The 19,842-nt window shown below is 60.1% G+C and carries 23 protein-coding genes; 20 read left to right on the forward strand and 3 right to left on the reverse strand.

The genetic code is table 11. The features are described 5' to 3' along the window. The 10 genes from metF (at position 1) to EI290_RS02020 (ending at position 9,284) form a co-directional block, all read left to right on the forward strand. Positions 1-957: a methylenetetrahydrofolate reductase [NAD(P)H] gene (gene metF, locus EI290_RS01980; protein WP_125426154.1), complete on the forward strand. Its 957-nt coding sequence runs from the start codon at positions 1-3 to the stop codon at positions 955-957. 99 nt (positions 958-1,056) lie between these two features. Continuing rightward, positions 1,057-1,527 (forward strand): tetratricopeptide repeat protein, encoded by a 471-nt coding sequence (locus EI290_RS01985; protein ID WP_125426157.1) that lies wholly within the window; start codon positions 1,057-1,059, stop codon positions 1,525-1,527. 279 nt (positions 1,528-1,806) lie between these two features. Next, positions 1,807-2,376, forward strand: a complete 570-nt coding sequence (locus EI290_RS01990; protein WP_125426160.1) for an energy transducer TonB — start codon at positions 1,807-1,809, stop codon at positions 2,374-2,376. Positions 2,377-2,452: 76 nt separating this feature from the next. Further along, the gene (locus EI290_RS01995; RefSeq protein ID WP_125426163.1) at positions 2,453-2,980 is read left to right on the forward strand and encodes a hypothetical protein; all 528 of its coding nucleotides are present in this window, start codon (positions 2,453-2,455) and stop codon (positions 2,978-2,980) included. 65 nt (positions 2,981-3,045) lie between these two features. Then, positions 3,046-4,605 carry an N-acetylmuramoyl-L-alanine amidase gene (locus EI290_RS02000; protein ID WP_125426166.1) on the forward strand — a complete coding sequence of 520 codons (1,560 nt, stop codon included), beginning with the start codon at positions 3,046-3,048 and terminating at the stop codon, positions 4,603-4,605. A gap of 323 nt (positions 4,606-4,928) precedes the next feature. Beyond that, positions 4,929-6,332 (forward strand): L-lactate MFS transporter, encoded by a 1,404-nt coding sequence (locus EI290_RS02005; protein ID WP_125426169.1) that lies wholly within the window; start codon positions 4,929-4,931, stop codon positions 6,330-6,332. 33 nt (positions 6,333-6,365) lie between these two features. Further along, positions 6,366-6,509, forward strand: coding sequence for an MFS transporter small subunit (locus EI290_RS23080; RefSeq protein WP_185816803.1), 144 nt, complete (start codon positions 6,366-6,368; stop codon positions 6,507-6,509). Positions 6,510-6,605: 96 nt separating this feature from the next. Further along, positions 6,606-7,025 carry a putative signal transducing protein gene (locus tag EI290_RS02010; protein ID WP_125426172.1) on the forward strand — a complete coding sequence of 140 codons (420 nt, stop codon included), beginning with the start codon at positions 6,606-6,608 and terminating at the stop codon, positions 7,023-7,025. Positions 7,026-7,270: 245 nt separating this feature from the next. Further along, positions 7,271-8,629 carry an alpha-amylase family glycosyl hydrolase gene (locus EI290_RS02015; RefSeq protein ID WP_125426175.1) on the forward strand — a complete coding sequence of 453 codons (1,359 nt, stop codon included), beginning with the start codon at positions 7,271-7,273 and terminating at the stop codon, positions 8,627-8,629. A gap of 28 nt (positions 8,630-8,657) precedes the next feature. Beyond that, entirely contained in the window at positions 8,658-9,284 is a 627-nt protein-coding gene (locus EI290_RS02020) for a class I SAM-dependent methyltransferase (protein ID WP_125426178.1), read from the forward strand. Positions 9,285-9,291: 7 nt separating this feature from the next. Here EI290_RS02020 and EI290_RS02025 read toward each other — a convergent pair whose 3' ends face one another. Beyond that, positions 9,292-10,530, reverse strand: coding sequence for a molybdopterin molybdotransferase MoeA (locus tag EI290_RS02025; RefSeq protein ID WP_125426181.1), 1,239 nt, complete (start codon positions 10,528-10,530; stop codon positions 9,292-9,294). 353 nt (positions 10,531-10,883) lie between these two features. Here EI290_RS02025 and moaC point away from each other — a divergent pair, with 353 nt between their 5' ends. Further along, complete coding sequence (gene moaC / locus EI290_RS02030; protein ID WP_125426184.1) at positions 10,884-11,372, forward strand: cyclic pyranopterin monophosphate synthase MoaC; 489 nt, start codon at positions 10,884-10,886, stop codon at positions 11,370-11,372. Further along, positions 11,362-12,540, forward strand: a complete 1,179-nt coding sequence (locus EI290_RS22670) for an NTP transferase domain-containing protein (protein ID WP_246008821.1) — start codon at positions 11,362-11,364, stop codon at positions 12,538-12,540. Before moaC ends, EI290_RS22670 begins: the two co-directional genes overlap by 11 nt. Before the next feature lie 108 nt (positions 12,541-12,648). Here EI290_RS22670 and EI290_RS02040 read toward each other — a convergent pair whose 3' ends face one another. Further along, positions 12,649-13,107, reverse strand: coding sequence for a molybdenum cofactor biosynthesis protein MoaE (locus EI290_RS02040; protein ID WP_246008822.1), 459 nt, complete (start codon positions 13,105-13,107; stop codon positions 12,649-12,651). 125 nt (positions 13,108-13,232) lie between these two features. Continuing rightward, positions 13,233-13,475 (reverse strand): molybdopterin converting factor subunit 1, encoded by a 243-nt coding sequence (gene moaD, locus EI290_RS02045; protein ID WP_125426190.1) that lies wholly within the window; start codon positions 13,473-13,475, stop codon positions 13,233-13,235. Between the two features lie 175 nt (positions 13,476-13,650). Between moaD and moaA the strand changes: the two genes are divergently transcribed. From moaA to EI290_RS02085, 8 genes are all read left to right on the forward strand, one after another. After that, on the forward strand, positions 13,651-14,661 hold the full coding sequence (gene moaA / locus EI290_RS02050) for a GTP 3',8-cyclase MoaA (RefSeq protein ID WP_125426193.1): 1,011 nt from the start codon (positions 13,651-13,653) through the stop codon (positions 14,659-14,661). A 75-nt stretch (positions 14,662-14,736) separates the two neighbouring features. Continuing rightward, positions 14,737-15,327 carry an RNA polymerase sigma factor gene (locus EI290_RS02055; RefSeq protein ID WP_125426196.1) on the forward strand — a complete coding sequence of 197 codons (591 nt, stop codon included), beginning with the start codon at positions 14,737-14,739 and terminating at the stop codon, positions 15,325-15,327. Further along, positions 15,327-15,605 (forward strand): hypothetical protein, encoded by a 279-nt coding sequence (locus tag EI290_RS02060; protein WP_125426199.1) that lies wholly within the window; start codon positions 15,327-15,329, stop codon positions 15,603-15,605. Before EI290_RS02055 ends, EI290_RS02060 begins: the two co-directional genes overlap by 1 nt. A gap of 114 nt (positions 15,606-15,719) precedes the next feature. Further along, positions 15,720-16,418 (forward strand): ATP-dependent Clp protease proteolytic subunit, encoded by a 699-nt coding sequence (locus EI290_RS02065; protein ID WP_125426202.1) that lies wholly within the window; start codon positions 15,720-15,722, stop codon positions 16,416-16,418. 5 nt (positions 16,419-16,423) lie between these two features. Next, the gene (locus EI290_RS02070; protein ID WP_125426205.1) at positions 16,424-16,765 is read left to right on the forward strand and encodes a DUF1294 domain-containing protein; all 342 of its coding nucleotides are present in this window, start codon (positions 16,424-16,426) and stop codon (positions 16,763-16,765) included. 101 nt (positions 16,766-16,866) lie between these two features. Beyond that, entirely contained in the window at positions 16,867-18,192 is a 1,326-nt protein-coding gene (locus EI290_RS02075) for a leucine-rich repeat domain-containing protein (protein ID WP_125426208.1), read from the forward strand. A 212-nt stretch (positions 18,193-18,404) separates the two neighbouring features. After that, on the forward strand, positions 18,405-18,914 hold the full coding sequence (locus EI290_RS02080; protein ID WP_125426211.1) for a hypothetical protein: 510 nt from the start codon (positions 18,405-18,407) through the stop codon (positions 18,912-18,914). Positions 18,915-18,943: 29 nt separating this feature from the next. Beyond that, positions 18,944-19,744 (forward strand): alpha/beta hydrolase, encoded by an 801-nt coding sequence (locus EI290_RS02085; protein WP_125426213.1) that lies wholly within the window; start codon positions 18,944-18,946, stop codon positions 19,742-19,744. Positions 19,745-19,842: the final 98 nt, after the last annotated feature.

Consider the following 19,842-nt stretch of genomic DNA (forward strand, 5'->3'; position numbering starts at 1 on the left):
ATGAAAGTAACCGAACACCTGACCCGCGCCGAGGGCAAAACGCTGTTTTCCTTCGAGGTACTGCCCCCCAAAAAGGGCGAGAATATCCAGAATCTGTTCTCCAACATCGAGCCGCTGATGGAGTTCAAGCCGCCATTTATTGATGTAACCTACCACCGCGAGGAGTACGTGTATCGCCAGCACCCCAATGGCCTGCTGGAAAAGAAAACTGTGCGCCGCCGGCCCGGTACGGTGGGCATTTGCGCGGCCATCAAAAACCGCTTCGATGTGGATACCGTGCCCCACCTTATCTGCGGGGGCTTCTCGAAGGAGGAAACCGAAAATGCCCTCATCGACCTGCATTTTTTAGGTATTGATAACGTGCTGGCTCTGCGCGGCGACCCTATCAAGAGCGAGGGGCGCTTTGTGCCGGAGCCCGACGGACACGCCTACGCCTGCGACCTGATTGGGCAGGTAGCCGACCTGAATAAAGGTGCGTACCTGGACGAGGAGCAGGATGATGTATGGGCCACCAACTTCTGCATCGGCACGGCTGGTTACCCCGAAAAGCACTTCGAGTCGCCTAACTCGGGGGCCGATATCCGTTACCTCAAGCACAAAGTAGACCGTGGGGCCGAGTACATCGTGACGCAGATGTTCTTCGACAACGAACAGTTTTTCCAGTTTGAGCAAAAGTGCCGGACGGCTGGCATTACGGTGCCCATCATCCCGGGCCTCAAGCCCCTCACCACCAAGGCCCAGCTTACGGCCCTACCCCGCTCCTTTTACCTGAACCTGCCCGACGAGCTGGTAGACGCCGTGCACCTGGCTCCGGATAACGCGGCGGCCCGCGAAATCGGCATTGAGTGGTGCATCAACCAAAGCAAGGAGCTGATGGCGCATGGTGTACCGGTGTTGCACTACTACAGCATGGGCAAATCGGAAAGTATCCGGCGGGTAGCGGCGGCACTTTTTTAGCGGTGAAATTGTGGGTTGGTGAGTTCGACGTTCAATCCGCACAAGTAGCGTACATAGCACATCAAACTCACCAAATCACCATTTCAGCATTTCACCATTTTGGATTCCCTCGACGAGTTGTTTGCCCGCCTGCGCGTGGCCACTACGCCTACCGAAATAGAGGCTTTGCAGGAAGGCATCTGGCAAATTTGGCTAGCCACTGGTCACCCGTTGCTGGATAAGCATCTGGAAGCGGGTATGCGGGCCCTGGCGGCGGAGGAGTATACGCTGGCTATTACCGAGTTTACGGCGCTTACCGATGCCTCGCCGGAGTACGCTGAGGGGTGGAACAAACGAGCCACGGCTTATTTCCTCCGGGGCGAATACAAAGCATCCATTACCGATATCCGGGAAACTCTGCGGCTGGAGCCCCGGCACTTCGGCGCTTTATCGGGGTGGGCCACCATTCTGCGCACCATCGGCGACAATAGGGCCGCGCTCCAGGTATTGCAGCGCCTGGAAAAGCTATGCCCCGCCTGGCCAGGCCTGCAAAGCCAACTCCGCAACCTGCAGGACTTACTGGATGAATAGTGTTACATCGGTCGTTTCGGGGCTTGGCGGGTTGAATAGATAGTTGTATATTTCCCGGACCAGCAAAACCCAATTCCAATCCCCCCGGCGTTGATTTGCGTACGTCTGTCACTTTTGCAGATGCTGTACATGGTTCCACATCTATATTCCCACCCCGGCTGGCCCTGGCCACAATTGCACTAAAACAACAATTTTCTTTACCTGACAAAGCATGCCGACTGGTTTTCCAGCCGGCCGTTCTGGTATTTCGTCCCGTCTACAATTCCCACAAGTCCCACCATGAAACAACTTTTACTGCTGTGTTTACTGCTGACGACAGTTGGCGCTCATGCTCAGAAATTACGAAAGACCGATACCAGTAGCGGAATGCTGGAAAAAGGCGAAAAAGTAGGCGTATGGGAGTATTATGCCTACACCCGCGACGGTACCCAGGTAATAGCGCAGAAGTACGACCACACTGCCAAAAAGCTGGTGTTCTTCCGCCCCTTCGATGATGTACCGTACGCGGTACGGACGGCCAGCGGCGAGTGGACGCGGCAGCGCGTTACGCACCCTATTTTCTTTGTGGGCGGCGATGCTGCCCTCGCTCAGTACATGAGCAAAATGGTGTACCCGGCGGCGGCCCAGAATAAGAATGTGCAGGGGCGCGTGGTAGTTTCTATTGTAGTAGACACGCTGGGCCACGCTATTGACCAACAGATTCTGTTTGGCATTGGCTCCGGCTGCGACGAAGAGGCGCTGCGGGTGGCCCGCACCATTCCCGACCAATGGATTCCGGCCCACATTGGTAGCCGGGCCGTGGTGTCCCGGTTTGAACTCCCGTTTACTTTTCGCCTGCGCCCCCAATAGCACGAGCAGGGCCAGCGCACTTCGGTTGTGAGGGGGGCAGTTAACTGTCCGCTTCTCATTCACGTATCTTGCTGCCATGAAAAAGCATGTATGGCTCGGCACCTTGGCAGCTGGTTGGCTGCTGACGGCCTGCGACTCGACGCCGCGGGAGCGGCAGGATATGGTGAAACAGGAAGCCCGCAAACTCGACACAGTAGTGGATGAGGCGGCGGCCAAACTGCGCGTGGCCGGCCGGCGTGCTTCCCGCTTCGATTCTACTTCCCGGGCCCGCAGCCGCCAACCCCTCGACAAAGCGGCCGAAACGGCCCTGGCCAACGAGCTGCTGGGCACCTATACCAACGTAGAAGCCCTCACCCCAGCTACCATTGAGCCGGCTTTCGTGCAGTTTATGCAGCAGGTACGGGCCCGCCGCCGCCAGTGGACCCAGCGCGACTGGGACTACGCCACTGCCATCAGCCGCCGCCTCAACGCACAGTTCCGTGCTATTCGTCTTGACATCAAAGGCCGCGACGAGCTGCACATCCGGGCATTGCAAACGGAATTTACGGCCCTGGAAACCGGCCGTGACGTGAAAGACCTGGGCGACGCGGTGAAGCAACCCTAGCCAGCCGTATTCTGTATGTACCCCTGAGCCCCGCCCTGCGCGGGGCTTTTGCATTGCCTGTGCCTATGTGGACCCGTTTTCTTCTTTGCCTGCTGCTGGGTGGTATATGCCTTTACGATGTGGTAGCGCAGAAACGCCCGGCCTTGCCTGCTGCCCGGCCATTACCCACTACCCCACCGCCGGTTATAACAGCGGCCGAAACGGTACCCGCCGCCGACCAGTGGCTGCAACCCGGCGACCGGCTGCAGGTACGCCTGGTGGGTACTCCGGGCTTAAGGGCATCCTTTCTGAATGGCAAGCCACTGGTGGAGCTGCCGCCGGCCCAGGCCCAGGGTAAACGGGGCGTATATCAGGGCACCTATGTGGTGCAGCCCACCGACACGCTGCAAAACCGCCGCATTGAGTTTGAGCTTCTTGGTCCTGACAGTGTCCGGGCCACCACATTCAGCAAAAACAGAATCCGCTTTCTGAACCCGAATGCGCCCCAGCTGGCTCTCACCAAAGGGGAGTTGGCTTACCTGAATTATGGGCTGGGCGAAGACCGGCTGGGTGGAGCCAAGCTGGGTTACCTCGACTCGGCGGTGGTATTGCACCTGACGGGCCGCGTGGGCAACCAGTACCGCGTGCAGCTCTCAGAAACGCAAACCGCCTGGATACCGCAGGAGGTGGTGCGCCTGCTGCCGCCGGGTGGCTTCGTACCCTCGTCCCTCACCGGCTCCTGGAGTGTATACGGCGACTCGGTATATGACTACGTGCGCCTGCCGCTTACCCAGCGCCTGCCTTACCGCTCCCAGCTGCTTACCGAGCCCAGCCGGCTTGTCGTTGATGTATTCGGGGCCACCTCCAATACCAACTGGATAACTCAGCGGGAGGGGCTGCAAGCCGTGGGCGACGTAACCTACGAGCAGCTGCAGCCGGATGTGTTCCGGATGGTGCTGCACCTGCGCCACCGCCAAAGCTGGGGCTACCATATTGGTTACCGCGGCAATACCCTGGAAATTCGGGTAAAGCGGCCACCCCGGCAGCTGCGCCTGCGGGGGCTTACAGTAGCCATAGACGCGGGCCACGGCGGCACCAACGTGGGGGCCACCAGCGCCAGCGGAGCCCAGGAGAAAGACCTGACACTGGCCATTGCCCTGAAGCTACGGCAGGCGCTGGAGCAGGCTGGTGCCCGGGTGCTCATGACCCGCACTACCGATGTCACTGTGGATAATGCCGACCGGGTGCTGCAATTCCGCCGCCTGCACCCCGATGTGCTCATCAGCATCCACGTTAACTCGGCGGGCAATACCAGCACCCAGGGCACCAGTACTTACTACCGCTACCTGGCTTTCCGGCCTCTGTCGGTGGCACTGTATGAGCAGATGCGCGACACTGGCCTGGCTGGCTTTGGCAACGTCGGCAGTTTCAATTTTGGCCTCAACGGCCCCACCGAGTACCCCAATGCCCTGGTCGAAACTGCCTTCCTCTCGAATCCGGCGGACGAAAAGCGGCTGACGGATCCGCAGTTTCAGCAGCAGATGGCAGTAGCCATGAAGCGGGGGCTGGAGCAGTTTCTGCGGACAACCCGGGCCCCGGGCCCGCGCGGCTGGCTGCTGGGCAGACCCGCCCTCAGTGTCCGCTAAAGCGTTGGGAGAAACCGGCGCCGGCGTAGCTGCTGCTTTCCAAATGATGGCCCGGATGGTAAAGGCCGCAACCAGAGGTAGCCGGACATAGGAGTGCCTGCACCCGGGGTGAGGTGCCTGTATCAGCAGAAGGCGCGGGGCAAGGTATACGGGCATATTACGGAGCCTGCCTATAGCATTTTAGCAAAAAATAGTTGCTCCCGGACACCAAAGCCGCAGGATGAGCTCTACCTTATTGGTGGCCAATGCGTACAGCCCCCGCAGGCGGGGCCTGGCGTGCGGCCAGCCCGTTCTTTTACTTCCTCAAACACCCACTTTCATTTATGGCAAACGACTCGTTACTCGACCGGAGCCGCACCATTGCCGGGCCAGGCTACAACCGCTGGCTGGTACCTCCAGCGGCCCTGGCTGTGCACCTCGCCATTGGGCAGGCCTACGCATTCAGTGTATTCAAGAAGCCCCTGGGAGCCCTCATCAGCGGCAACCCCGATGCCCCCGCCCCCACCGACTGGACTCCGGGACAATTAGGCGTTATTTTCTCCATTGCTATTGTGCTGCTCGGGCTTTCGGCGGCGGTGTTTGGCAAGTGGCTGGAGCGGGTGGGTCCGCGCAAGGCCATGCTGGCCTCGGCACTGTGCTTCGGGGGCGGCTTCTTTATTGCGGCCCTGGGCGTACACCTGCACAACATCTGGCTGGTATATTTTGGCTACGGCTTTGTGGGAGGTATCGGGCTGGGCATAGGCTATATCTCGCCCGTTAGTACCCTTATCAAATGGTTCCCCGACCGCAAGGGCGTAGCTACCGGTATGGCCATTATGGGATTTGGAGGCGGAGCCATGATTGGCTCTCCTCTGGCCGTTACCCTCATGGACCACTTTAAGGCAGCGGGCACCGGTTCGCTGGGGGTAGCCGCTACGTTTCTGGCCATGGGCCTGATTTATCTGCTGTTCATGCAGTTCGGCGTCTGGACCATTCGGGTACCGGCCGACGACTGGAAGCCTGCAGGCTACACGCCCCCAACCGACCACAACGCCCTCATTACTACGGGCAACGTAACGGCCGATAATGCCATCAAAACGCCGCAGTTCTGGCTGTTGTGGGTGGTGCTGTGCATGAACGTAACGGCGGGTATCGGGGTGCTCGAAACGGCGTCGCCGCTTATTCAGGAAACCTTTTCGGATGCGGCCCTGGGCACCGGCCGGGGCGTAACGGCCGCGGCGGCGGCGGGTTTTGTGGGCCTCCTGAGCCTGTTCAACCTGCTGGGACGCTTCTTCTGGTCGTCGGCTTCGGATAAGCTGGGCCGTAAAACTACGTATGCCATTTACTTCGGCCTGGGCATATTGCTGTATGCCTTGGTGCCTACCCTGGGAGCTGGGGCCCAGCTCACGCTGTTTGTGGTTGTGTCCTGCATTATTCTCACCATGTACGGTGGGGGCTTTGCTACCATTCCCGCTTACCTCTCCGATTTGTTCGGCAAGCTGCAGGTGGGGGCCATTCATGGCCGCCTGCTCACGGCCTGGAGCACGGCTGGGGTACTGGGCCCAGTAATTGTAAACTACCTGCACACCAACGCGAAAAGCAATGGTTTAACCGGCGCAGCCGCCTACCAGTCGGTTTTCTACACCATGGCGGGCCTGCTGGTGGTGGGCCTGATTGCCAACTTCCTGGTACGGCCCGTGGCGGAGCAGTATTTTGAGAAAGAAACGGCCAAGAAAGTAGCTGCGTAAGCGCCTTATCCTTTTACCCCGACTTGCTTTACCATGGACTCAAACACTTCGGCTTCTTCCCCTGAAGCAACTTCTAGTTCTACCGGCTCGGTTGTTATTGCCTGGCTGTTTGTGGGCATTCCATTGCTCTGGGGCGTATCCCAGACGTTCATTAAAGCGCTGGCCCTCTTTAAATAGGTTTTACGCGCTAACTTTTTCATCTTCAGAAGCACCCAAGCGGGTGCTTCTGCTGTTTTTAGCCTGGCGCACCTGGTTTTGCCCCGCTACTTCTCCATGAATTCGAGTTCTTCCGGCCCCTCCTCGGTGGTGCTGCTCACCTCCTTTACCGACAATATTGCGGCGCACCTGGCCAAAAACCAGCTGGAAGCGGCTGGTATTCCGTGCTTTCTGAGCAATGAGAACCGGCCTTACGGGGCCATGCTCGGGGCAGTGCGCCTCTTTGTGCGGGCCCCGGATGTAGCGGCCGCCCAGGAGGCGCTACAGCCCCGGCACAGCGTCATGCATGCCCTCTCCGACGAAGCAGAGGCAGCTACAGGGGTACGCTGCCCCCGCTGCCAGCATCCTGATGTGATGTGCCGCCACCAGCCCCAGCCTTCCGATAACCTGTTCGTGAAACTGCGCCTGTGGCTGTTGGCCCCCGAAAAGCCGCAGTGCCACTGCTTTCAGTGCGGCTTCGATTTTGAAGGTGAATAAATGTGGGAGGCTGAGCATTGTAGCTACATATATCGTGGCGGCAGGGTATCTTGCCCCTGTATCATCCGGAAATACGGCCTTGTCGGCATCACCCGCATTATACTATGGGTGCTGCCTGAACTCTTCCGGCGGCATTCAATGTAAGGCATATGCCCCCAATTTGCAGACGCACTTCTACTCTTGTACCCCCCATCTACCCTATGTCGTTTTTTAGTACTGCTTTGAAGTACAGTCTGTCTGTTTTCATGATGACCGGTTTGCTGGCCGGCTGCTCCGGCAAGGAGTCGGATTCAACCAAGCCCGCTGACCCGAGCCCACCTACTACGCCTACCCCCACTCAGTATGGCACTCCCTTCGCGGGCGTACCCGACCGGCAGGATGCGGCTCTGTACCAGGTGAACATGCGGGCCTTCAGCGCGGGAGGAAAATTTGCCGGCGTTACGGCCCGCCTGGATTCCATTAAGGCACTGGGAGTTAATACCATTTATCTGATGCCCGTGTACCCTATTGGCTCGTTGCGGGGCGTCAACTCCCCCTACGCCGTGCAGGAGTACACCACCGTAAATCCGGAGTTTGGTACCCTCACCGATTTGCGGGCCCTAGTAGATGGGGCCCACCAGCGGGGCCTGGCGGTGATACTGGACTGGGTGGCCAACCACACCAGCTGGGATAACGCCTGGATTCAGCAGCACCCCGACTGGTATCAGCAGAACGGCGCCGGTCAGATAATCAGCCCACCCAACAGTGGTTTTACGGATGTGGCTCAACTGAATTTCTCGAGTGCCCCTATGCGCCTAGCCATGATTTCGGCCATGAAATCCTGGGTGTACACGGCCAACGTAGACGGGTTTCGCTGCGACTACGCCGATGCTCCGCCGGTTGATTTCTGGAAGCAGGCCGTAGACACGCTGCGGGCCATCAAAACCCACAAGCTCCTGCTCCTGGCAGAGGGTAACCGTAGCAACCACTTCACCGCCGGTTTCGATTACATTTTTGGCTTTAATTTCTACGGCGGTATTTATCAGGTGTACAAAAACGGCTCCTCAGCCACCACCTTCGATGCCCTCAATACCTCCGAGTACGCAGGGGCTACCAACGGCCAGCAGGTAGTGCGCTACACCACCAACCACGATGTAAACGGCTCCGACGGTACCCCCGTCGCGCTGTTTGGTGGTCAGAGCGGGGCGTTGTCGGCGTTTGTAGTGGCCAGCCTCTATAGAGGCGTACCCATGGTGTATAACGGCCAGGAGGCGGGCATGAGCACGGCTATTCCTTTTCCGTTTACTTCCGTGAAGGTGCAGTGGGATACACAGCCAGCCATTACAAAAGCCCACAAGCAACTTCTGAAGGCCCGTGCGGCTAGTCCGGCGCTGCGCCGCGGTACCCCCACCGGCTACAGCACCGCCAATGTGTGTGCTTTCACCAAAACCGATGGCACCGACCAAGCGTTTGTGCTGGCTAACACCCGTAATACTGCGGTGCAGTACACCGTACCCGCAGCCCTGGCTAACTCCACCTGGACCGATGCCCTGCGTGGCGGCTCCGTAGTGGTAGGCACCACTATTACACTACCGGCTTACGGGTATCTGGTTCTGCGGAAATAGGCCGCAGATTTCTTTTCTCTTCAGGCGTATGATGCGGAAGGCTGACCCCGGATTGAGCAAGGCAGAGCAGGAACGGCAGCGCTGGAACCGGGCCTTGCTGGATACTACCTGGCGCAGTACCCGCTTCAATACCCAGCCCAACACGCTGCTGATGGAAGCTATCCAGGGCCGCCCGCCCGGCACGGCTCTGGATATGCACATGGGTGAGGGGCGTAATGCGCTGTACCTGGCCCGGCAGGGCTGGCAGGTTACGGGCGTGGACGTAGCGGAACAGGCACTGGCATTTGCCCGCCACCGCGCCACCGAGTTGGGCGTACCGCTAAGTACTATTGCCCAGGATAGCACTACCTATGACTGGGGCTACCACCGCTGGGACCTGATTGTACTTTGTTACGCCGATGAAGAGGCACATGCCACTCAGGCCGCGGCGGCGCTGCGGCCTGGTGGCTTGATGGTAGTAGAAAATTTTCACTCAGACCTCAACCTGACAAGGCCTGCCCCCGATGGAAAGCCCCTGGGCTTTCGTACCAATGAGCTCCCGCGCCTGTACGCCGCCGCAGGCTTGCGGATAGTGCGCTACGCCGAACCCCTCGCTCCTGCCGACTTTTCCCGCGAAACTCACCGGCTGGTACAGTTGGTAGCCCAAAAGCCCTAGGGCTTGCTCATTGCCGGAACCGCCACACCCGCAGCACCGTGCCGGCCGGGAAAAGCTCCTGCTCCGGGGGCAGCTCCAGAAAGCCGGCGGAGGTGAGCAGACTGGCCATGTCGCCGGAGCCGCCAGCCCGTTCGGGCGTGGCCAGCAGGCGGCCGTCGGGGCCGGGGCCCAGGCTTACCAGCTTGAAGTGCGTGATGCGCGGTTTAAATACTACATCTTCGGTAAGCACGGCCGGAACGGGGCCGCCCAACGCCACACTGCCGAAATTGGTGCCTTCAGGCTGCTGCGCGGCCAGCAGCCAGGGCCGGGCGTAGCGGTAGAAGTTCACAAACGTGGACACGGGGTTGCCGGGCAAGGCAAACACTACGGCGCCGCCGGACTGCCGGCCGAACCAGAACGGCTTACCGGGCCGCTGCCCTACTTCGTGAAACAGCTGCTCTACGCCCAGCACCCGCAGGGTTTCGGGCAGGAAATCAGCCTTCCCCTTCGATACCCCCCCACTCAGCACTACGGCATCAAACCCGGTCAGCAGAGCGGGCAGCCCCTGGCGCAACGCAGCGGGGTCATCGTCGAAGTGAAATGCCTCGGCCTCAGCTCCGGCCTGCCAGGCGGCAGCTTGCAGCATCAGGGCGTTGGAGCGCCGGATTTGGTGGGCCTGGGGCTGCTCGGTGATGGGCACTAGCTCGTCGCCGGTACTCACCACGGCCACCCGGGGCCGGCGGGCCACGGCCACGGTAGCGGCTCCCACCGTGGCGGCTACCGCCATTTCGGCGGGCTCCAGGCGGGTGCCGGCGGGCACCAGCAGGTCGCCCCGGTGGCGGTCGGCGGCTTGGGTGTGTACGTTGTGGCCTGCGTGGGGTGCGGGTACCTGCACCGTGCCCCAGCGCTGGCCGGCGTCATCGGTGCGGAACGTGAGGTCTTCGTAACGAATTACCGTATCAAGGTTGGAAGGCAGAGCAGCTCCGGTCATGATTTCTACGGCAGCAGCGGCATCCTGCGCCGGCACGGGCGGCTGCCCCGCAAACTGGGTGCTTTCGATGCGAAACTCCGTTTGGCCCGCTGCCAGCGCCGCGTAGCGTAGGGCCATACCATCCATGGCTACCCGGTTGAAGGGCGGAAAGTCCCGGTCGGCGCGCAGGTCTTCGCGCAGGATGCGGCCGGCGGCCAGTGGCAGCGAGAGGTACTCGGAGGGCAGCGGCTGCACGGTGGATGCCACCAGCCGGGTTGCTTCGTCAACTGAAATCATAGGTACGAATGTAGGGCAAGCAGTAGCTTGCGCCTTAACCAACGGGTGTGGGCGCTGGTTGTTTGGATGAGAAGTGGCCGCTGTAGCCGAGACGCGACACTTCGCGTCTCGGCGCGTTGATGATCTGAAACTGCGTCTATGAAACGAACCTGATGCAGAAGCCGCTACACGTCATGCAGAGGCGCAGCCGAAGTATGACGTTCATACGTAGCCAGACAACTTCCTGCACCGCTCCAACGTCAGCAACGATAAGACGCGAAGTGTCGCGTCTCTACATTAGCTGGTACCTTCGTACAGCCTGCTTATTCTTCACCTTCCGCAACCGGCGCAAGCTACAGCTTACGCTACCGTGTATGTCCGACTCCGCTAAACTTACCCACCTCAACGATGCCGGCCAGCCGGCCATGGTGGACGTGGGTGCCAAACAACCGACCCGCCGCGTGGCGCGGGCCCGTAGCCGGGTGGTACTCGGCCCCGACATCATAGCCCTGGTACGGGAAGGCGACCTGCCCACCCGCAAGGGCCCCGTGTTTCAGACGGCTATATTGGCTGGTATTATGGGGGCCAAGCGTACCTCGGAGCTGATTCCGCTCTGCCACCCGCTGGGCCTGGATAACTGCCAGGTAACTGTTGAGGTGGATGGCCCCGATGCCGTGCTGATTGAGTGCACGGCCACCGTGACGGGCAAAACCGGGGTGGAAATGGAGGCCCTCACCGGGGCCTCGGTGGCGGCCCTTACCATCTACGACATGTGCAAGGCCCTCTCGCACGACATTCTCATTCAGGAAACCCGCCTCATTAGCAAAACCGGCGGCAAACAGGACTTCCACCATGCCGGATAACGCCCCCGCCGACAAACCCCGCAGCAAGCACGCTCAGTTGGCCCGCCCCCATATGGGGGAATTCGGCCGCCACGAGCTAGCCATTCTGGGCGCACCCTGCGGCCGCATCAAGGAGCTGGCGGCCCGCCTGACGCCGCTGCTGGCCGATACCCTGCGCGTAGCCTACATAGACGCCGACCACGCTGCCGGCAACGACGCAGCCCAGGGTGGCAGCGGCGGCCAGGACGCCATCCTGCAGGCCGGTGCCACCGCCGAGCTGACCGACAAAATCACCTTCACCCGACTCGACGTGAAGCGGCCCCTCGACCGGTTCAGCCAGCCCGAGCTGCTGCAGCACCAGAACCTGGTGCTGGCGAACGGCAACCATTTCCGGGCCGCCCGGCAGCTGGTGATTCTGGACCCTGCCAAGCCCGTGGAAAAGAAGCTGGACCGCCTCACCAACGTGCGGGCCCTGCTGCTGCCCGAAGGCGTGACGGAGGTACCCACTTACTTGCAGGCGCATTTGGGTGAAGCCAAGGTGCCGATGCTGCCGCTGCATGATACCTCCTCCATTGCCCAACTGATTCTGGACGAATGGCACCAAGCCGCGCCGCTGCTGCGGGGCCTGGTGCTGGCTGGGGGCCGCAGCCAGCGTATGGGGCAGGACAAAGGCAAACTGCAGTACCACGGCCAGGAGCAGCGCGCCTACGCCGCCGAGTTGCTGGCCCCCTTCTGCCAAGACGTACACGTATCCTGCCGCCCCGACCAGGTGGTGGAGCTGGAATACGCCGGCCTGCGCCCCCTGCCCGACACCTTCGCCGATCTGGGTCCGCTCAGCGGCATCCTCTCGGCCCTGCGCCTCGACCCCAACGCCGCCTGGCTGGTAGTGGCCTGCGACCTGCCGTTTCTGTCCGAAACCACCCTGGCCCACCTCGTGCAGCACCGCCAACCGGCCCGACTGGCCACGGCCTTCCAAAGCCCCTCAACCGAGTGGCCCGAGCCGCTGATTACCATCTGGGAGCCGGCCAGCTACCCGCAACTGCTACGCTTCCTGAGCCTGGGCTACAGCTGCCCCCGCAAAACCCTCATCAATTCTGACGTAGCTGTGCTACCCGCCCCCGCTCCCCAGGAGCTGCGCAACGTGAACACGCCCGAGGAAGCCGCGCAGGTACGACAGGAGCTGGAGTAGCACGCAGCTCCGCTTCGCGCACGAGCAGAGCGAGTGGCAGGCGTGTAGTGCGCCATTCGCGAGGATACTCGCCTGCGGCTCGTGCGCAAAGCCAAGCTGCGCGCTACTTTACGGGTGGGCGGCTACCCACACGTCGCCGTCCTCGTAAAACTCCTTTTTCCAGATAGTGACTACCTGTTTCAGGGTGTCAATGATGTACTGGCAGGCGGCAAAGCTCTCGGCCCGGTGCGGGGTCGAAACGGCCACCACCACCGCCACGTCGCCGATGTGCAGGGTGCCTTTGCGGTGTACCACAGTTACGCGCTGCAGCATGGGCCACTGCTCGGTGGCCTGCTCGGCTACTTTGCGCAGCTGGTGCAGGGCCATGCTGTCGTAGGCCTCGTACTCCAGGCGCACCACGGCGCGGCCGGTGCTCCGGTTACGCACCGTCCCGATAAACGTATTAATGGCTCCGGCCCCGTCGGCCTCCACGCTTTGCAGGGCGGCCATTACGTCGATGGGCTGGTCGGTGAGGTCGATGTGAATCAAGGAAAGGAAGGAGAGGAAGTGAGGAGAAAAGAACGTCATGCTGAGCGCAGTCGAAGCATCTCTACCGCAAATCGTGAGGACGAAGCGGTAGAGATGCTTCGACTGCGCTCAGCATGACGGGCGGTAATGTTTGAAGACTGATAACAGGCAACAGGCAACTGAAATTACCCGCCGCTTACGGGCGGAATCAGGGCTATTTCGTCGCGCTCCTGCAGTAGGGTGTCATCAGCGGCGTACTCGTTGTTGACGGCTACGGCTAGGCTGCTGAGGCGGGCCAGCTCGGGGTAGCGGACGTGCAGCTCCCGCAGCAGCCCTCCAGCCGACTGGCCCTGCGGAGCGGCTACTTCCAGCGTGGGCTGCCCCACGATTTCGCGGGCAATGCCAAACAAAGCAATTTTCAGATTCATTGGTTATCTAGTAGTTCTCGTTCAGGAAAAGGCGCCGGACCGGACAGGCGAGCTGTAAGATCGGGCACCGGCCGCCAACCAGCGGCGGGCCGTAGCAGTTTACCCGAACGGAAAAGCCTGATTTACGTTGTTTGTTTGGTTGCGCTGGCGCTGCCGTTATTTCGTCCTGTTGTTTATGCCCGTTGCCGTACCCTCCGTCCTGTTCGATAACCACGGCCGCCCCCTGGAATACCTCCGGCTGGCCGTTACGGACCGCTGCAACCTGCGCTGCTTTTACTGTATGCCCGAGGAAGGCATCAAGTACCTGCCCAAGCAGGAGCTGCTGACCTACGAGGAAATGGAGCGGCTGGTAGCCGTACTGGCGGGCCTGGGTGTGCGCAAAGTGCGCCTCACGGGCGGCGAGCCATTCGTGCGCCGCGACTTGGTGCCGTTTATGGACCGCCTCAGCCAGATTTCGGGCATTGAGGAACTGACCATGACCACCAACGGCGTGCTCACTGCGCCCCACGTACCGGAGCTGGCCCGCATGGGCGTAAAGGCCGTGAACCTAAGCCTCGATACTCTGGACCGGGCCCGGTTTGCCAGCATCACCCGCCGCGACGAGCTGCCCCGGGTACTTGATACGCTGTATGCCCTGCTGGCCGCCGGTATTCGGGTGAAAATCAACGCGGTGGTGATGGATGGGCAGAACACCCAGGACCTGCTGCCCCTGGCTGAGCTAACCCGCGACCTGCCCGTGGATGTGCGCTTCATTGAGGAGATGCCTTTCAATGGGGGCAGCCACGCTGCGGCCGTTCTGCCCTGGAACCACCACCGCATCCGGGAGCATCTGGCGCTGAACCTGGGCGAGCTGACGCCTGTGCCAGCCCGCTCCGGCGACACCGCCTCGCATTACACCGTAGCCGGCCACCAGGGCCGCCTGGGCATCATTGCCGCTTACTCCCGCACGTTTTGCGGCACCTGCAACCGCATCCGGCTCACGGCCGAGGGCGGCCTCAAAACCTGCCTCTACGACCAGGGCGTACTTGATATCCGGGCCCTGCTGCGCGGGGGCTCCACGGATGAGCAACTAGCCGAGGCCCTGAAAGCGGCCTTCCGCAACCGCGCCGCCAACGGCTTTGAAGCCGAGAGCCAGCGCCCGTTGCACCAGCTCAGCTTCGAGTCGATGAGCACGATTGGGGGGTAACCGGACAAAGTTTTTTTGCCGGGAGCCGGTGATACTTGCCTCTAACGCGGATTAACTGGTATATCATCCGTTGTTATGAACAGCTCCGCTACCCTATCTGCCCCTCCTGCGCCGGCCGCCGAGCTGGCTGCGGCCCTGCGCGCCAACCGGGAGCAGACCCTCACCCAGCTCTATGCCCACACCTTCCCCATGCTGCGCCGCTACGTGCAGCAGCGGGGCGGCTCGGCGCAGGATGCCAAGGATGTATTTCAGGACGCGGTGGTGGTCTTGTACGAGCAGGCCGTAAGCGGCAGGCTGACACTCACGGCCTCGGCCAGCACTTACCTGTTCAGCGTGAGCCGCAACCTCTGGAAACAGGAACTCAGCCGCCGCAGCCGCCAGCCCGCCACGCCCCTCTCCGACGACCACACCCAGCTCCCGGACACCGCCGCAACCGACGCCGCCCCGCCGGATGTAACGGACATGGTGTTGCAGCACCTGGCCCAGCTAACCACCAAGTGCCGGCGTATGCTGGTGTCATTCTACTACTTCCAGCAGCCCCTGGAGCAGATTGCGGCCGAGCACCAGTACGGCAGCATCCGGTCGGCCACGGTGCAAAAGTTCAAGTGCCTGGAGCGGCTGCGCAACGCGGTGCGCCCTGTATTCCGCAACGCCTTTACCTCCTGATGATGCGCCCGGAACTGGAACGCTTGCATCACATTGAACGGCACCTGCTGGGCGCCGCTCCGGCCCCCGAGTGGCCGCTGCTGCAACTGCTCGATGCCGACCTGGAAGCGGACACCGAGTTGCAGCGCCAGCTATACCAGGGCGTGTACCGGGCCGGGCAGCAGCAACTACGCCAGGAGCTGCACCAGATTCATCAGCGGCTGTACCGGCGCCGTGGCTGGCTACAAGCCGGCACTAATTACCTGCACCAGCTGCGCCGCCTCTGGCGCCGGGCCTAGCCCTTTCCTTCTCCAACTGCTTCTTCCTCAGGCATCCGGCCCCGCATTGCGCGGCGCCCTGGCACGCGCATGCCCAATTTTTCTGCTGCTCTTCACTTTTACTCTCTACCTGCTATGCTGACCACTTCCGAGTTTCGCAAATTTGCCGTGCACGGCCGGGGCCTCAACGGGCTGGCCGTCGACCAATACGTGCAGCGGGCCCAGGCTCAGGCCTGGCCCCAGGTCATGGGCATGACGCGCTCCGTTATTGAGGAGCGCCCCACGCGCTTCGCTGAAATCGACGTGTTTTCGCGCCTGATTATGGACCGGATTGTGTTTCTGGGCACGGCCGTGGACGACCAGATTGCCAACATTATTACCGCCCAGCTGCTGTTTTTGGAATCCGTGGATGCCCGAAAGGATATTCTACTGTACGTGAATTCGCCGGGCGGCTCGGTGTACGCGGGCTTTGGTATTTTCGACACCATGCAGTACGTGCGGCCCGATGTGGCCACCATTTGCACCGGGCTGGCGGCCTCCATGGGGGCGTTTCTGCTGAACGGCGGCGCGCTGGGCAAACGCTCGGCCCTACCCCACGCCCGCGTCATGATTCACCAGCCCTCGGGCGGGGCCCAGGGCCCTTCGGCCGACATCGAAATTACCGCCCGGGAGATTATCAAGCTGCGCCGGGAGCTGTACGAAATTTACGCGGCCCGCACCGGCAAAACCTACGAGCAAATCCACCACGACTCCGACCGGGACTACTGGATGCGCGCCGACGAAGCCCGCGAGTACGGCCTGATTGACGAGGTGCTGGAACGTAAGCCGGCTTAGTGAGGATGATTACACCACGAAAGCCCGTATCCTTGGCCCGTACTGCCACATTCCCGGCCGCCCACACCATGACCATGTTCCTGAGTTGTCTGTTGTTTTTCAACCTGCTGTGCTTTCTGCTTTTCGCCCTAGACAAACGCAAAGCCCAGCGCGGCCAGCGGCGCATTGCCGAAAAAACGCTGCATTTTGCTACGCTACCGGGCGCGGCACCCGGCGCGTGGGTGGCAATACTGCTGCTGCACCATAAAAACCGCAAAGCGGCATTCTGGAGCATCACGCTGCTGCTGACGCTGCTGCAGGGGGCGACGCTGTATTTTGCGTGGCCTTATTTGCAGGCGGCGTTTTAGCAGGCCACGCGGACGTTTCCGGTAAGTTGGCAGGGGTGTAGGATGTAGTAGATTAGGGCGAAGAATTTGCGCAATTAGTCCATCACCTGAAACTACCCGTTATGCATTATTGGCAACGAGCCATCTGGCTGGCGGTGGTGAGTCTGCTGCTAGTATCAAGCTGTAAACCGCTGAAGCGGGTGTATGTACGCGCCATGCATCCTCCTCAAAGCACTACACAGACTGCCACAACAGCTACCTACCTGCTCCATGCGGATGTACTGGGCGGTACAGAACTGGATACTGGCCGCTTTGAGGTGTTGCATTACACCATAAAGTCATCTACCATAAGTACCCGCTACCGTCAGCATGTGGGTTTTAGAAACTATGAAGAGAATATTTTTCTGCGTTGTACTCAGCTAAAAAACCTTCCTGTAGGGCAACTCATGTCAGTGCCGAATACCAACTTCACAGTTACTGGCTATAATAGTAATACGCTATACAGCAACATCTCAGGTACTGTTATCCGATTGAATACTTCGACTACGCAGCCTCTCTTTCAGTTCGATTTACACTATCCGGATAAGTACAAGCTACCTAGTCCAGTTTTGAAGGGAACTGTTAGCTTCCGGATAGATTCTACTTACTTCAACCGGACACGCCAAGATTATCAGGGCCGGTACAACAACCTACGTTTAGCGCTAAAGGAAGCAGGCAAAGTAAAGTCACTGGACCTGGATTCCTATGCCTACCGTTACAGAGAGTTTAACGGGGAGGATAGCTATGACACATTGTATGCGCGACTTGGAGAGTTGTATAATCTGGAAGAGTTGAGTTTGGAGGCCAGTTACTTGCCGGCCCTTCCTCCCGGGTTCACAAAGCTGAAGCGCTTGAAGAAGCTGAATTTAAGCTACAACCGTCTCACGCAGTTCCCAACCGACTTGTACCAGCTGGATAGCCTAGAGGAGCTAAATCTGGAGCGCAACTGGCTGGATAGCATTCCGCCATCAATCCGGCAAATGGAAAGACTAAGGGTGCTAAACCTCAGCAGCAATCAATTGACGCAGTACCCAGAAGCCGTAAACGCCTTGGCGAATTTGCGGGAATTACACTTGGGCAACGCCAATATCCGCCGCCTCCCGCTCAGCACCAGACAGCTCCAGAATCTGGAGGTCATGGATGTGGGAAACCAACGTAATGAGCGAGCCAACAGGGTACATAATATAGATGCGCTGACGGCCCTGCCACACCTGCGAAGAGTAAGCTTAAAATACAATCCGTTGGATTCGCTCCCGGCAGCGGTATACCAGCTTCGGAAACTGCAGGAGCTCAATATAAAAGGTACGGGCCTCGATACACTATCCGTGAACCTCAGGCGCTTACCGAGCCTCCGAAAGTTGGAGTTGTACTACAAACCTCAGCTTTTCCCCAGCCCCACCCAGCCCTGACGCATGGCGTAATGCAGCCCCGTACCCACCACCAAGCCGATCAGGTAGTCATACGACAAGCCGCTGCACAACAAGCCTACCCAAAGGGCCAGCAGCAGCCCCGCCCGCGAGTCGCTGCTGCTGACGCTGCTGCAGGGGGCGGCACTTTATTTCGTGTGGCCCTATGTGCAGACGTCGTTTTGATAAGATAACACCTGTATTCTCACCTCAAGATGAGAGCTTTACCTTGGATAATTAGCTTGTTGATAGCTAACACATTGCTCGGCTGCCAGCCAATGCGCCGATTAACAACCAATCGCACTTTCAGGAAGGCAACTTACGTGGATAGTGCGGCGCTGCAGGGCGAGGAAACTATTGTACGGGGCAGTCATACAATTTTACAATACAGCGTTAAAACCAACCAGCCGAGGGTTGCTCATTCCATGCATGTCACGAGCTTCTGGCTGACCGTCCCATCAATTAATGTGCTACCTATCGGTACCCGTATCACCCTGCCCGATAGCCGGATTACGCTGCGCGGCTACACTTTTGGCGGCGGGATGTTTGGGTATGATTTTCCTGCTGTTACGGGTTCAGTTAAACGCAAAGCTTCTACCCCAAGCTCGCATACCATTCGGCTTCGTTTGCGTTACCTATCCCGTGGCAACAGAAAGCAACGTCTGAATCGAAGGGTTACCTTCTTGCGGGATTCTACCTTTTTTGCAAGGAAAGAGCAGAAGTAAGCCCTTGGTTTATGTATCCTTGACCCAACATGAAGATCCTATTCTGGATACTGGGTTTGGGGATGATGCTGTACGTGGCAGTGTGCGTGCTGCTGTATTTTCAGCAGGAGCGGCTATTGTTCTTTCCCACCAAGCTTCCCGCTGACTATCGTTTCCGGTTTACCAATCGGTTTGAGGAGCGGTGGATTCCGGCGGCCGATGGCACCCGCCTCCACGGCCTGCTGTTCCCAGCCGATTCGGCTCGGGGCCTCATCTTTTACTTGCACGGCAACGGCGGGGCGCTGGATAGCTGGGGCGAAGTGGCGGCCACCTACACCCGGCTGGGCTACTCGGTGTTCCTGCTCGATTACCGGGGCTACGGCAAAAGTGGGGGCCGCATCAGCAGCCAGGCGCAGCTGCTCACCGATGTGGACACGGCTTACCAGCAGCTTGCGCGCGAGTTTCCCGAAAACCGTATGATCCTATTGGGCTATTCACTGGGCACGGGGCCGGCGGCGTGGCTGGCGGCCCGGCACCACCCGCAACGCCTGATTCTGCAGGCACCCTATGCCAGCATGCGCGCTATGTCCCGGCAGCACTACCCCTGGGTTCCGGGTTTCGTTGTGCGCTACCCGTTAGCCACCGATGAGGTGCTGCCGCAGGTGCAGGCGCCCATCGTCATCTTCCACGGCAGCCAGGACGAGGTTATCAGCCCTCAATCAACCCAGCACCTGAAGGCGGCGCTGAAACCCCAGGATGAGTTTATTGCCCTGCCCGGGGCAGGCCACAACGGCCTGACCGATAATCCAGCCTACCAGCAAGCCCTGCGCCGGATTCTGGTGGGCCTGTAGGTGAGCAGGTAGCCACGGGCGGGCCTCCCGGGTGGCTGAGAAACAGAGGCCGGGGCGCGGATAGCGTTGGGCAGAGGAAGCCAGGATATTTACCTTCG

Origin of the sequence: Hymenobacter metallilatus (genome assembly GCF_003944705.1) — a bacterium.
Lineage (GTDB): Bacteria > Bacteroidota > Bacteroidia > Cytophagales > Hymenobacteraceae > Hymenobacter > Hymenobacter metallilatus.

Bases quoted from the DNA above. Each gene is read 5' to 3' on its own strand.
- metF (WP_125426154.1), top strand. From the start codon at position 1: ATGAAAGTAACCGAACACCTGACCCGCGCCGAGGGCAAAACGCTGTTT.
- EI290_RS01990 (WP_125426160.1), top strand. From the start codon at position 1,807: ATGAAACAACTTTTACTGCTGTGTTTACTGCTGACGACAGTTGGCGCT.
- EI290_RS01995 (WP_125426163.1), top strand. From the start codon at position 2,453: ATGAAAAAGCATGTATGGCTCGGCACCTTGGCAGCTGGTTGGCTGCTG.
- EI290_RS02000 (WP_125426166.1), top strand. From the start codon at position 3,046: ATGTGGACCCGTTTTCTTCTTTGCCTGCTGCTGGGTGGTATATGCCTT.
- EI290_RS02005 (WP_125426169.1), top strand. From the start codon at position 4,929: ATGGCAAACGACTCGTTACTCGACCGGAGCCGCACCATTGCCGGGCCA.
- EI290_RS23080 (WP_185816803.1), top strand. From the start codon at position 6,366: ATGGACTCAAACACTTCGGCTTCTTCCCCTGAAGCAACTTCTAGTTCT.
- EI290_RS02010 (WP_125426172.1), top strand. From the start codon at position 6,606: ATGAATTCGAGTTCTTCCGGCCCCTCCTCGGTGGTGCTGCTCACCTCC.
- EI290_RS02015 (WP_125426175.1), top strand. From the start codon at position 7,271: ATGATGACCGGTTTGCTGGCCGGCTGCTCCGGCAAGGAGTCGGATTCA.
- EI290_RS02020 (WP_125426178.1), top strand. From the start codon at position 8,658: ATGATGCGGAAGGCTGACCCCGGATTGAGCAAGGCAGAGCAGGAACGG.
- EI290_RS02025 (WP_125426181.1), bottom strand. From the start codon at position 10,530: ATGATTTCAGTTGACGAAGCAACCCGGCTGGTGGCATCCACCGTGCAG.
- moaC (WP_125426184.1), top strand. From the start codon at position 10,884: ATGTCCGACTCCGCTAAACTTACCCACCTCAACGATGCCGGCCAGCCG.
- EI290_RS22670 (WP_246008821.1), top strand. From the start codon at position 11,362: ATGCCGGATAACGCCCCCGCCGACAAACCCCGCAGCAAGCACGCTCAG.
- EI290_RS02040 (WP_246008822.1), bottom strand. From the start codon at position 13,107: ATGACGTTCTTTTCTCCTCACTTCCTCTCCTTCCTTTCCTTGATTCAC.
- moaD (WP_125426190.1), bottom strand. From the start codon at position 13,475: ATGAATCTGAAAATTGCTTTGTTTGGCATTGCCCGCGAAATCGTGGGG.
- moaA (WP_125426193.1), top strand. From the start codon at position 13,651: ATGCCCGTTGCCGTACCCTCCGTCCTGTTCGATAACCACGGCCGCCCC.
- EI290_RS02055 (WP_125426196.1), top strand. From the start codon at position 14,737: ATGAACAGCTCCGCTACCCTATCTGCCCCTCCTGCGCCGGCCGCCGAG.
- EI290_RS02060 (WP_125426199.1), top strand. From the start codon at position 15,327: ATGATGCGCCCGGAACTGGAACGCTTGCATCACATTGAACGGCACCTG.
- EI290_RS02065 (WP_125426202.1), top strand. From the start codon at position 15,720: ATGCTGACCACTTCCGAGTTTCGCAAATTTGCCGTGCACGGCCGGGGC.
- EI290_RS02070 (WP_125426205.1), top strand. From the start codon at position 16,424: ATGATTACACCACGAAAGCCCGTATCCTTGGCCCGTACTGCCACATTC.
- EI290_RS02075 (WP_125426208.1), top strand. From the start codon at position 16,867: ATGCATTATTGGCAACGAGCCATCTGGCTGGCGGTGGTGAGTCTGCTG.
- EI290_RS02080 (WP_125426211.1), top strand. From the start codon at position 18,405: ATGAGAGCTTTACCTTGGATAATTAGCTTGTTGATAGCTAACACATTG.
- EI290_RS02085 (WP_125426213.1), top strand. From the start codon at position 18,944: ATGAAGATCCTATTCTGGATACTGGGTTTGGGGATGATGCTGTACGTG.